The sequence below is a fragment of the Robertmurraya dakarensis genome, from assembly GCF_900156875.1.
Taxonomy (GTDB): Bacteria; Bacillota; Bacilli; order Bacillales; family Cytobacillaceae; genus Robertmurraya; species Robertmurraya dakarensis.
In genome coordinates this window covers 60,413-73,095 of record NZ_LT707409.1, presented here as the reverse complement: position 1 = coordinate 73,095, position 12,683 = coordinate 60,413, and the positions used below count along the sequence as shown (strand labels likewise).

Sequence of the window (12,683 nt, the reverse complement as noted above, 5' to 3'; positions counted from 1 at the left end):
TAAGCCTATATCCAGTATATTCCAATTTTTACCTAATACCAAATTTTACAAACAACAAAAAATAAAAAGGTCCGAAAGAACTACAGTTAGTTCTTCAGACCTTGAGATTACTTATTATATAGATACTGTTTTAGTTGAAGGCTTACTTTGGTGTTCTAGTTTGCTTACTGCCTCCGCACTTGTGTCAACACGTTTAACAAACAACGCTAACACTAGGGCAATAACATTGACAACAAACGCCACGTAAAAAGAATATTGTATTCCAGCTAGCAAGGCCTGCTGCGTTAAGGCTGCTGTTGAAGCTTCCGTTAATGCTGCTGGATCAACACCAGCCATTAAGTTCCCTGCTTCCGTTTTTGTAACGGAGTTCATAATTGTGACAAGAATAGCCGTACCAATAGAACCCGAAACTTGTTGTGCCGTATTGTTAACCGCTGTTCCATGTGGGTTTAACACAGTTGGTAATTGATTTAATCCATTTGTCATAATCGGCATCATCACCATCGACATTCCAAACATACGTACACTATAGATAAAGATAATATATAGGTAGCTAGAATCTAGCTGTAAGTTTGCCAGCATATAGGTGGAGATAGCCGTTATGGTAAGTCCAACAACTGCTAGAACACGCGGGCCGAATTTATCGAATAATTTTCCTGTGACCGGTGACATCAATCCCATTATAATTGCTCCTGGTAATAACATTAACCCAGAGTCAAGCGGTGAGATTCCTCGTACACTTTGAACGTATGCTGGTGTTAAAATCATTCCCGAGAACATCGCTACCGCATTCACAATAGCAATTACTGATCCAAGTGCAAACATAGGATACTTGTAAACTCGTAAATCTAATAACGGTTCTTCCATTTTTAATTGGCGAACAACAAAGGCAATTAGAGCAAGGCTGCCTGCAATTAATGCACTTAGTACGATTGCGTCAGTCCAACCCGCAGAACTCGCCGAACTAAACCCATACAATAATCCCCCAAAACCAATTGTTGCTAAAACAACGGATAGATAATCAAGCGATGCTTGTTTATTCTGTTCCATGACATTATCTAGCTTCCATACAGCAAGTATTAAACTAATCACAGCTAATGGCAATATCATTTCAAACAGAACGCGCCAATCGTAGTATTCTACAATGTAACCTGATAGAGTAGGTCCAATTGCTGGTGCCGTAATCATTACTAAGCCAAAGACACCCATTGCCGTACCGCGTTTATCACGAGGGAAACTAATTAACATGATATTCATTAATAATGGTCCCATTACTGAAGAACCAGCTGCTTGGACCATCCGTCCAGTCAGCAGCATTCCGAAGTTTGGTGCAAAGGCCGCTAACGCTGTTCCTAACGTAAAAATCGCCATTGATGTAATAAACAATTGACGATTCGAAAAGCGTATTAATAAAAAAGCAGATGCCGGAATCAATACACCACTGACAAGCATATATCCTGTTGCAAGCCATTGAACCGTTGAATAATCGGCAATTTCTAAATCGACCATAATCGATGGCAGCGCGACATTTAATAATGAGTTGTTTAAAAAGGAAACAAATGCTCCTACGAAGAGTATGACAATCATCAAATATGGTGGTTTTTTATATTGTAAAGAGTCCATTTCTCTCATCCCTCTTTTCTTTCTAGTATTTAATTTTTTAGACACTTGATCTATTCTATACCTGAGGTACAAAAAGCACAACATTTTTATACCAATAGTATAAAAAATTGCACTTCCTACGCTGGTAAATTATGTTTCAAAGCAATAGACCAAATCCCATAAGATTTGGCCTGATGCTTTTTAGTCATGTTGTAGTGCTCGAAACTGTCTTTTATGTTTGAAATTAAAATACGCTAGACTGCCAATCATAAAAATGATTGCAAAGCCTATTAAGATATAAACATTTTGCCACATAAACGCTAAGTTTCCGCTTGAAATAACAGCTTTAAAACCTTGAACAGTATAAGTCATCGGCAAGAAAACACTAAATGGCTGTAAAAAATTAGGGATTAGCTCCAGCGGGAATGTACCTGCACTTGTGGTTAATTGGAAAATTAAAACTAAAATAGCCACAAATCGTCCCGGGTCTCCAAACGCTGATACTAAAAATTGAATCAGCGCCATAAAGGTCAAGCTAGTCACAATACTAAATAGTAAGAATAACGGAACACTTTGCACTTCTAAACCAAGAGATGCCATAAGTACGAACGCAGCGATCAATCCCTGAATAATTCCAATACCTCCAAGAATGGCAAATTTACTTAAGAACCATTGAACACCACTTCGCGGAACGACTGCTGGCTCTCTTAATGGAAATACAATCGAGATCATCAATGCTCCCACAAAAAGACCAAGAGAAATAAAATATGGTGCAAATCCGGTTCCGTAGTTTGGTACTTCATTCAGTTTTTCGCTTTTTACTTCCACAGGGTTTGCCATCATGTTAAAAGTGTTTTCATCTGCATTTACAGAAGATGCTTCGCTTGAACCTTGAGATAATTTTTCTGCTAATTCACTGTTTCCATCGTGGATCTCAGCAGTTCCCTTCACTAATTGTCCTGATCCTTCTTCTAATTGCCCTGTACCTTGTACGATTTTATTTGTACCGTCTGACAATTGATCTAAACCACCGGTTAACTTTTTCGATCCTTGTACAATGTCACTAGCCCCTGCAGCTGCGACCGACAGTTTTTCATGGAATGTGTTCATTCCCGCGGCAATTTGCTGCTCCCCTTCTGCAACTTGTTTGGCACCACTTTCAAGCTTTGCACTTCCTTCAGCCAATGTAGTAATACCGTTTTGCAGTTCCATTTGTCCTTGATTTAAGGATTCCAGTCCATCTGAAAGTTCCTTAGCACCCTGTGAAAGTTCACCTGCATATCCGCTTAATTCAGATGTTCTAGTTTTGATAGAGCTTAATGCTGCCTCAAGCTCCCTTCTTTGTTGTGATTCATTCGGCATTTCACTTAGGATCATTTGGAGTTTTTCCTCTAGCATGCTCACACCTTCACTTACTTTTCCTGCTTGAGTTTGCCAGGATTGTAGTGATCCTGCTAGACTTTCAGCACCTTGGTGAAGTTCAGTGGTTCCTGAAATAATATCCGGCAGCTTGTTCGCTGCTTTTTCCATTCCTAATCTAGTCTCTGTAATTCCTTGCACCAAGTTACCACTTCCCTCCGCAGCATTCCTGCTTGCCAGGGATAGCTCTTGATGCCCCTCTTCTAATTGAGTTAGACCATTCGCCAATGACTCAATTCCAGCTGCTAAGTCTTCAGAACCAGACTGAACCGTCTTTACTCCATTATTAAACTCAATCGATTTACGTGCTAATTCTGATAGCTTTTCATGAAGCGTTTCCGTGCCGTCCTTTAGCTCGAGTGTACCTTTACTTAGCTGGTCTGCACCATCACTCGCTTGCCCAATTCCCCCAGCTAGTTCCTCGACTTTTGTAAACATGGTCTCAGCATAAGTTTCAGAAACCTTTTCAGCGATGCTGGCTTTCATTTGTTGAATGGCAGTGCTGCCAATTTGCGATGCAAGAAAGTTATAACTTTCATTTGGAACGTATTTCAATTCTAGTTTTTTAGGTTCATCATCTAACAGTGTGGTGGCATTTTCAGAAAAGTTCTCAGGAATTTCAATCAGCAAATAATATTGTTGATTTTCCAGGCTCTCATAGGCTTTTTCTTTTTCCATAAACTTAAAATTAAAGTCATCACTCTTCTTTAGCCTGTCGACTAATTCATTCCCCAGCTCTAACTCTTCTCCTTCAAAAATGGCTCCTTTATCCTGATTTGTGACCACTACTGGCAGATCGCTTAATTGACCATATGGATCCCAAAATGCCCACAAAAACATTCCGCTGTACAAAATGGGAATGAATAGCACGGCTAGAACTGGGATCAGTATTTTTTTATTTTTAAAAAGAGCAAGCAGCTCCTCTTTAAAAAGACTTTTCATCAATTTCCCTCCATAATGACCAAATTGTTCAAATGGTCACTTAAGTTTAAAAAATTAAGGACCATCTACTTTGATAATCCTTTAAAAACATACTGTTCAAGCAGTTTAGCAATATCTTCCTTTGTTAACGGATCATGATTTCTCTCCCAATCAAAGATCAGAGCAATGTAAAGCTTTAGCATTACAAATGCCGTTAGTTCAGGATTACACTCCTTAATTTCACCTTTGTCCACAGCTTGGGCTACTTTTTCCTTAATATAGCTGATGATGCCCTGTTCAAGTCTTTCCATGACTTCCATAACAGCAGGAGTTCTCATTTCTCTTCCCTCTTGAAAAAGCTTAATGGTTAATTGATGTTCCAGCCGATATTCTAAAATACGATAAAGGGCTCTATGAACTTTTTCATAAAAAGGAAGATCTGTCTGAAAAGCATCTTCTGCGGCAACCTTCATCTCCCTTATTAAGCTATTTGTAATTTCATCAAATAGCTCTTCTTTATTTTTAAAAAAGGTGTAAATCGTTCCTTTTCCAACGTTGGCAATCTTGGCCACCTGGTCCATCGTCGTTGCCTTATAGCCAAATTGAGAAAAAGACTTTGTCGCTGCTTCGATGATGAGTTGCCTTCTATCAATGCTCATATTCTCACCTCAAGATAAACTGACTAAAATACGATTTCGGTCATATAGTACAAAAATTATTATACTCTTTTCAGATTTCGTGTCAACTTAAAGATATATAATAAAAGACCCTATATCCTAAACAGGATAATAAGGCCTTTCCGAGTATTCTTTGCTTTTCTCATCTAATGTTCTGTCATCATGAAGGTGTTTTTTATAATGATTAAATAGATAACTTAAATACGATTTCAATTCAAAGCGATCTTTTTGCACAAAATCGGTGAACAAACTCTCTTTCTGCTCCATTTTTCTCTCTCCCTCAAAAAAATCTCTTACCTCTCTTTTCCCAGTATTGTTTATGTTTAAACATTTTTTTATTAATTCTAAAAATAACAAAAGACCTGGAAGTTAGGTAAACCTTACAGGTCTTTCTTAAAACTCCATTGTATTATGCTTATCTCCCTCTATTAAATGAGGAAGGTCCTTAATATCTAAATTCAGACCCTCTTTCATACACTTCCCGTGCGAGGCGGAATGTTGACACGGCAAGATCCGCATACGTTACTTTATCGTCTGGTCTGAATTTATTTTCATCAGCTGTTAATACTCCAATTGCGTTCGCGATCGCCACATAACCAACATTTCGATAGTCTACATCCCTTGCATCAGCGAACTCCAGCTTATAGATTTTATGATGTTCCGCGGCAGATTCTAATCCTAATGCACGGATATACCATACTGCTAATTCCTCCCTTGTCAAAGGTGCCTCAAAATTGAAACTTTTATTTCCCGTGTCGAGAATTTCCATTGTGGCCGCACGTTCAACCACTTGATATAATGGGTGATCAGGGCCAATATTGTCGAAGGTTTGACTGTCGTTCTCACGTTCTGGATAATACCCCTCATAGAAACGAGTAAGTGACTTCATAATGACTTCTATTCCTTCACCTTTCGTGACAGGTGCATCTCCTTTAAACTCCCCGGCATCGTCTACTTCTAGAATACCAGCTTGAATAAGGAAATTTAGCTCCTCTTCTGCCCAAGGGTGTGAAACAACCGGGCTGTCAGCAGCATCCTGTTCGATGGATTTCCAATCACCTGTAATTGCATCTAAGAAGCTGAACGAATTTTCATTAAATACTAGCTGATACACAAGATGATAGTGATGATCTTTTTTACCATTCCCTTCTTTTACGTATTGCAGCTCTAGCCCTAAGGCTTTTGAATATAGTTCCATTGCCTTTTCCTCAGAAATAATATCTTCGCTTGATGGCCAATTTTCAACATCCTGATAACCCACATTCAATCCTAATAATGAGCCATCTTCAGCAACCGTCACTGATATTTGGTCACCATTCACGACAATATCATTCACCACTCTTGGAAAGGTGAAATAATAGATTCCACGATCACTCTCAAAATAAGAGTCCTCTAACGGCATGGAATAATGATGAAGATAGGAAGGTGCGTACGCTTTTAAATAATCAACTGCTCTTTCAAGTGCCTTTTCACGTGAAAGTGGTTTGCCGCTTGCACTTTCCTCACCAATTTCTTTAAGGACCTCATGCTTTAGGTCATGGTATTGGATAATCTCACCTGTTTCTTTATCAAACTCAAGATCTGATCCATATCCGCCATTTTGATATTCATACATGTACTGAATATTAATGACTTCTTGTCCATTATAATTCTGTCTTTCATCGATGGATTGAATCGACAAATTAATGTTATCATGATCTATTGCAAGTAATTCTTCAGCCTGAGCTTTTACTTTTTCTAATGTAAAATTCTTCTCCTTCGGCTGCAGAGGCTTATTAGCTACCCTAATGATTTCTTTTGCTACAGGCAAGTCAGCTGTAAAGCCGCTGGCATTTTGCCATTCACCTGAAAGGGCATGAACACCATAGAATTGACCAGTTGGCTGGTAAACCAAATCGACAGAACGTTCATCGCTTCGATAATCATAATTCAATCTGTATCGTAACTGAATTGCTAAATTATCTTTCACCTTTGCTAGTATTTCCTGCTCAGATTGAACTTTCTTTATGTCGTCATATGTTTGCGGTCCATGATTATTTAAATTACGGTAGTATTCAACTATCTCACCATTTCCAAGCACAGATATTTGGACAAATTGATCTGATAACGGTATTTGATTTTTTGTAGAAACAAAAGAAAAAGAATAACGAATCGGATCCGTGAGTGTTTGGTTGCCTGAATAGTAATAGGTATCAGCATTCAGCTTATAGTCTTCTCCCTCAGCAAATTGCTCTAAAAAAGCACGTGCCGCTTTCTCCGCTTCTTCTCTCGTTACTTTTGGCGGGAAAAGCGAATCGGCAGTTCTTATTGGTTCGTAGTAAAACCGTTCCAGCTCTAAATTTTCGCCTACAAACCCTACACCACCATATACTTGATGTCCGTTCAGATTCTTATGGAAATCCAATTCATAGCGTATCGAATCATCATCTGGATATGTATGTCCACTGCTCATATGAAAATCGCCTTCATTTAAGAAGTCAAAATCAGGGAAAATTCCCCTAAACCTCTCAATAAGTTCACTTTTTGTCACTACTGTGTCAGCCTTGGCGATCCGAAATTGAACCTCCTGCTGCTGCGCATTAAAAGGTGCTGCACTAACGGCTGGCGCAAGAATTCCAAATGACATGACGGTAGACAACGCTAACATACTAGTTTTTTTAAAGTTTCTCACAGTATCACTCCCAATAATTTACAATCTATTAAATTATATATCAAAATTTCGAAAAATAATAGTTATAACATTCAGAAATTTAAACATACAAATCGCAAGCGACCAACCAATAACAAGTAACAAGGTATACTTTATAAAATTTTTTTAAAAAACGCTTGGAATAATGCTGCACTGCAGCGACATTCCAAGCGTTTGAAAATTTCCACTTCTATTAATCTACCTAACCGCCTTTGCCCCTAAATAGCGAGGTTTCCAATAAGAATTATTCATATCTGATATGGTTACACCTGTACTTGTTCCTGCATGCAAGAATTCATTGTTTCCTAAGTATATCCCCGCATGGCTAGGACCCGGTTTATAGGTTTCAAAAAACACTAAGTCCCCCTTTTGCGGACTTGAAACTGGTGTACCTGCAGCCCAAATGGTTTCAACAGTACGCGGGATTGAGACTCCAACCTGATTAAAAACATAATTTAGAAATCCTGAGCAATCAAAGCCAGACGGTGAGGAACCAGCCCATACGTAAGGAACACCGATGTATTTCTTCCCTTCTGCAATTAAAGCGTCTGCATTATAGGGCGTTATCAACGGTGCTGGGGGGACTGTTACTTGTGAAGTTAATTTCAGCACTTGTCCAACATAAATAGAATCAGATGTTAACTGATTATATTCCTTAATTTGTGCAACCGTTAATCCGTTGTCATTAGCAATTTTCCAAAGAGAATCACCTGATTTGACATGGTAAACATTTTCATTTGTCGGTTGAACTGGTGCAGCAGAATTTGTATTTGAAACTTTTAATACTTGTCCGACAAAAATCATATCGGATGACAATTGGTTGATGGATTTTAATTCAGAAACCGATAAATTATGGTTTCTAGCAATTGTATAAAGACTGTCTCCTGATTTAACGGTATAAGTAGAAATTGGAGTTGAATGTGTGTGCGGCGCAATTAATGATAGTTCTTGACCGACATGAATCATGGAAGATGTTAAACTATTAAATCTCATTAACTCTGAAACAGAAAGTTGATGAACAGAGGCAACTTTCCAAAGGGTATCACCAGATTTAACAGTATATGTTAATTCATGTGCACTTGCCTGGTACGAAAAACTGAAGGACATAATGCCGATTGCGGCAATTGACGCGATGGACTTTTTTTTCAAATAACAACACTCTCTTCATTGGTAGATTTTGTCTCGTAACCTTTGTTTGTTGGTGTCCCAACGAGATTCATCATACCTTGATAAGAAGAAGTGTTATACCCTCTTTTTATTGGTTTATCTTCTTCATTTTACCAGTATCCCCCTCAATAACATAAGTGAACTGTGACTGTATCAATGTGATGGAGGAGATACTAGTAGAAACTTCTAAAATAAGAGGTGAACTGCTTGGATAAAGAACAGAAAATGGAGAATGTGGAACAGTTATTTCATAATTTTCGCGAACTACATACAAATTATGGAGAACTCTGGCTAGAATACACATTCTTTCACTGGGATTGGTGGTTATCTGTTTTACTATCAATCGGGGCATGGGGATTTTGGATATTTTATCGCAAAAAAGAAAGTACTCACCGCCTTTTGTATGCTGGAATCACCGTGATCCTAATATCGGTTTGTTTGGATTACATCGGTGTTGCGATGGGGCTCTGGTATTATACAGGGAAAATGACCCCCACCTTTCCCGCATGGCTTCCGTTCAATTTTTGTATGTTACCCGTCGCAATCATGTTTCTAATTCAAACGAAACCACATATCGCACCTTGGAAAAAAGGATTATTTTTCGGTACATTAACATCATTTGCAGGGGAGCCAATTTTTGTATGGGCAGGCTACTATGTGTTAACTGGCTGGCATTATATTTGTTCCCTTCCGATTTATGCTCTTATTTACATATTTGCTGATTGGTTAACAAAAAGAGAAGCATTCTCAGATGCTTGCTGCAAGTAGAGTGATATACTAATCCGCGACTTAATTTAGCGCTGCTTCAAAAACTTGAAAAGGCCGCTTTTATAAGCAGCCTTTCATGTGGAACTATTTCATAGCTTCATTCGTTAAATTGATAAATTCCTCGACGTCTTTTGCCATCAGCTTTATGCCAGCTTCCCAAAATGATGATTTCGTCATATCGACTCCCAAATGTTTCATCGCTAAGTCTTCAACCTTCATGGAACCCGTGTCACGAAGCAGCGCAATATATTTTCCCTCGAAGTCATCTGGATTCTTTAAATATTCAGAGTAAATCCCTAGGCTGAATAAGTACCCAAATGTATACGGAAAATTGTAGAACGGCACATCATCAATAAAGAAATGCAGTTTGCTGCACCAAAAGTGCGGATGGTAAGTTGACAAAGAGTCCCCATATGCTTCCTTCTGCGCTTTCAGCATTAGTTCATTGATTCTCTGCTCGGACACAATTCCTTCTGAACGTTCCTCATAAAAGGATTTCTCAAACAAGAACCGGGCGTGAATGTTCATGAACATCGCCGTTGCATTTTCAATTTTGCTATTTAATAGAGTGATTTTCTCACTATTCGATTTTGCTTTAGTTACCGTGGCATTACTAATAATTGTTTCAGCAAAAGTACTAGCTGTTTCCGCCACGTTCATGGCATAGCTGCGGTTTAGATTAGGCAGATCCCTCATCACGTAGCTGTGATACGCATGCCCTAATTCATGCGCTAACGTACTTACATCACTTGTGGAACCGGTAAATGTCATAAAAATGCGCGATTCTTCAAATTCAGGCAGTTCTTCGCAATAACCTCCCGGCCGCTTATTGGTTCGATCCTCTGCTTCTACCCAGCGATTTTCCAAAGCATGCTTTGCAAAGGATGAAAGCTTTGGTCCAAACGCAGCAAAGTTTTCGATAACAAAATCACATGCATCATCATAGGTAAAACTTGGCGGCTTTGCATCCCCTAATGCAATCGGTGCATCCACATCCTGCCATCCTAATTTTTCCATGCCTAATATTTTTGCCTTTTGGTTTAAGAAATTAATAAAAGGCTGTTTATGCTTACTGACTGCATTCCACATCGCATCAAGGGTTTCCTTGGACATCCGGTTATATTCCAATGGTTCATCCAAGTAATGTTCTCGATTATGTGCTTTTTGCAGCGTAATTCTGTATCCGTCTAAATGATTTAACGTTTCGGCAAAGATGGGCGCAAATTTCGTCCAAGCTTCTTCCCAATTCTCAAAAAGCTGTTTACGCACGTTAGGATCCGGGTCTGCATACATACGATTCATCGCCTGGCCTACAGAATACTCCGTTGTGTTCCCCTCCTGGTCCGTAAAAGGGATCGTCATGATCGAAACAGCGGTATCATATAAATTGCTCCATCCGGCTAATCCATCTTTATTTAAATCTGTAATGAGTTTTTCTTCCGCTTCCGATAATAGGCGCTTCCCTTGATCACGGATCTCGTTTAAAGCAAATGATACCTCTTTTAGTTCCTCATCCTTCATCAGACTTTGCCAGTCACCATCAGGGATAGCCACAATTTTCTTTGTCAATATCGTTGAAAGATTCTCTTCTTCACTCGATAAGTCCATCACCTGTCCCATCACGACATTTGCGTATTCATCATTTGTGTAAGCATCATGCCACATTTGCACAAAAGTGCGGCATTGACCAATCCCTTTTTCAAGACTTTCCTGTTTCTTTAAAATTGCTTTTAATACATCTCCATATTGATCTTCACTTAAGCCTAAAATCAATGTCTTATATTCTCTGATTTCTTCCTTAATAGAATGTAACTTAGTTTGCAACTGCGTAGATCTTGTACCTCCTGGAAAAATTGCTTCTAAATCCCAAGTATCTTTATATTTCAATATCCTCACTCCTATTAATAACTTCCGATTACTCACTATCAACTATTCGACTGCATATAGACTTCTTCATACGGCTGTACAATGACAAAACCATCACCTTCAAATCGCATTTGGATTGATTCACCGCTGCCTCTTCCCACAAAAGTCTTGAAAGAAATGTCTGTTTGAAATTCAGGCTGTAGATTTCCTGACCACGCAACCGTTGCATTCGGATCAGTAATGACAGGCTTGCCCGGAGTCACTCTTAAAGTTAACGGTTCATAATGAGTGGTAATCGCAATCATGCCAGTCCCCTCACACCGGACATTAAACAATCCTCCAGCCATCATCCCTGCAACGCGCTTCATGAGTTTAATATTATGTTTAATCGACGGTTCAAAAGCTAGAAGATCATTTCCATTCACATAAATTACTTCATTTTGCAGGTGAAGAATAATAATTTTTTTACCTTGATCAGCCAGATACAATTTTCCCTGTCCATTCGCTTTCATGAGAGAAGCCCCTTCACCTGTAAAAGCCTTCTTGAACATATTCCCTAATCCATGTTCCAAAATTCCTTCTCTTTCAAACTTAATGCTTCCATTATATGCAACCATTGACCCTGCCTTTGCCCAGACAAGTCCCTCTAAGTTCACCTCCAGCATACGCGGAGTTTCTAATTCAAACAATCCTTCACCCTTATCTTCCTGCTCGGTTTTTTTTATAAATTCAGAGATGGAATATCTATTCACAGTTATACACATCCTTTTAATCATGTCATCTTCCCATATTTTAACACTAAGGAGGCAGAAAAAATAAAAAACACTCACAAAAGTTGGTAATCAACTTGTGAATGTAAATTAGTCTATCTTCCCCATTATGTAAAAAATCATTTAGTTGAAGTGTCCGTGTTATATGTACAATTTCAACCTGTTTCTATTTTCAACCAAATATTGCGTTCCGTATAAGATAAATACTTTATAGTATAAGTACAGAAAAAATTGAAAAGGATTTAATCTTTTCAGCTTAATAATTTTTATTTTTTTTAGCCATTTCATTAAGAAAAAAGCAAAAAAGCCATCTGATAATGCATTAAGCGTTAAGAACTTCTTAAAATTACCGTAAGATAATTTAAGAAGCCACATAGAAACGGGCATATACGGCCCAATGCTAAATGGTAGTTCATTGGTCAGGAATGATTTTCGTTTATCGAAAAAATACCACCAGTCTCGTTTTTGACCATACATATGATTTACAATCTCCAGGAGAACAATAACTAGACCCGCCAGCGAGTATCGTTTAAAATCACGCTTCCCCATAAACATCAAGGAACACCAAGGAATTAATATGATTGCTAAATTAAACACCTTATGCCTCTTAGACATCTTCCTATATCACCCACACTTTCATTTTCATTCCATTACTATTTTTAAAATGTCCAAAATCACCATTAATATCACGGCTAAAAATTTCGATTAAACTAAAAATATTTAAAGCATTACTGCAACTTCTGTTTAGTAGACAGTCAATAAATCCTCCAGTAGACTAGACTTAATGATCATTGATGAGGAGGT

The 12,683-nt window shown here is 38.4% G+C and carries 10 protein-coding genes; 1 reads left to right on the top strand and 9 read right to left on the bottom strand.

Annotation, left to right across the window (positions count from 1 at the left end; translation table 11 throughout):
- Window positions 1-114: 114 nt before the first annotated feature.
- The 6 genes from CZ487_RS09595 to CZ487_RS09575 form a co-directional block, all read right to left on the bottom strand.
- Window positions 115-1,623 carry a DHA2 family efflux MFS transporter permease subunit gene (locus CZ487_RS09595; RefSeq protein ID WP_077211983.1) on the bottom strand — a complete coding sequence of 503 codons (1,509 nt, stop codon included), beginning with the start codon at window positions 1,621-1,623 and terminating at the stop codon, window positions 115-117.
- Between the two features lie 180 nt (window positions 1,624-1,803).
- Complete coding sequence (locus CZ487_RS09590; protein ID WP_077211982.1) at window positions 1,804-3,963, bottom strand: YhgE/Pip domain-containing protein; 2,160 nt, start codon at window positions 3,961-3,963, stop codon at window positions 1,804-1,806.
- Window positions 3,964-4,028: 65 nt separating this feature from the next.
- Window positions 4,029-4,601: a TetR/AcrR family transcriptional regulator gene (locus CZ487_RS09585; protein ID WP_077211981.1), complete on the bottom strand. Its 573-nt coding sequence runs from the start codon at window positions 4,599-4,601 to the stop codon at window positions 4,029-4,031.
- Window positions 4,602-4,718: 117 nt separating this feature from the next.
- Window positions 4,719-4,886 carry a hypothetical protein gene (locus tag CZ487_RS27100; protein WP_154676020.1) on the bottom strand — a complete coding sequence of 56 codons (168 nt, stop codon included), beginning with the start codon at window positions 4,884-4,886 and terminating at the stop codon, window positions 4,719-4,721.
- Window positions 4,887-5,064: 178 nt separating this feature from the next.
- On the bottom strand, window positions 5,065-7,290 hold the full coding sequence (locus tag CZ487_RS09580) for a YcdB/YcdC domain-containing protein (protein WP_084783186.1): 2,226 nt from the start codon (window positions 7,288-7,290) through the stop codon (window positions 5,065-5,067).
- 216 nt (window positions 7,291-7,506) lie between these two features.
- Entirely contained in the window at window positions 7,507-8,457 is a 951-nt protein-coding gene (locus CZ487_RS09575) for a C40 family peptidase (protein ID WP_077211980.1), read from the bottom strand.
- A 225-nt stretch (window positions 8,458-8,682) separates the two neighbouring features.
- Between CZ487_RS09575 and CZ487_RS09570 the strand changes: the two genes are divergently transcribed.
- Window positions 8,683-9,243: a CBO0543 family protein gene (locus tag CZ487_RS09570; RefSeq protein WP_077211979.1), complete on the top strand. Its 561-nt coding sequence runs from the start codon at window positions 8,683-8,685 to the stop codon at window positions 9,241-9,243.
- A gap of 84 nt (window positions 9,244-9,327) precedes the next feature.
- On the opposite strand, the gene CZ487_RS09565 is transcribed toward CZ487_RS09570, so the two are convergent.
- The 3 genes from CZ487_RS09565 to CZ487_RS09555 form a co-directional block, all read right to left on the bottom strand.
- Window positions 9,328-11,130, bottom strand: coding sequence for a M3 family oligoendopeptidase (locus CZ487_RS09565; protein ID WP_077211978.1), 1,803 nt, complete (start codon window positions 11,128-11,130; stop codon window positions 9,328-9,330).
- Window positions 11,131-11,168: 38 nt separating this feature from the next.
- Window positions 11,169-11,861, bottom strand: a complete 693-nt coding sequence (locus CZ487_RS09560) for an AIM24 family protein (protein ID WP_077211977.1) — start codon at window positions 11,859-11,861, stop codon at window positions 11,169-11,171.
- A gap of 159 nt (window positions 11,862-12,020) precedes the next feature.
- Complete coding sequence (locus CZ487_RS09555) at window positions 12,021-12,494, bottom strand: hypothetical protein (protein WP_077211976.1); 474 nt, start codon at window positions 12,492-12,494, stop codon at window positions 12,021-12,023.
- Between the last annotated feature and the right edge of the window lie 189 nt (window positions 12,495-12,683).

Coding starts and splice junctions, on each gene's coding strand:
- CZ487_RS09595 (WP_077211983.1), bottom strand. CDS start 1,623: ATGGACTCTTTACAATATAAAAAACCACCATATTTGATGATTGTCATA.
- CZ487_RS27100 (WP_154676020.1), bottom strand. CDS start 4,886: ATGGAGCAGAAAGAGAGTTTGTTCACCGATTTTGTGCAAAAAGATCGC.
- CZ487_RS09585 (WP_077211981.1), bottom strand. CDS start 4,601: ATGAGCATTGATAGAAGGCAACTCATCATCGAAGCAGCGACAAAGTCT.
- CZ487_RS09590 (WP_077211982.1), bottom strand. CDS start 3,963: ATGAAAAGTCTTTTTAAAGAGGAGCTGCTTGCTCTTTTTAAAAATAAA.
- CZ487_RS09555 (WP_077211976.1), bottom strand. CDS start 12,494: ATGTCTAAGAGGCATAAGGTGTTTAATTTAGCAATCATATTAATTCCT.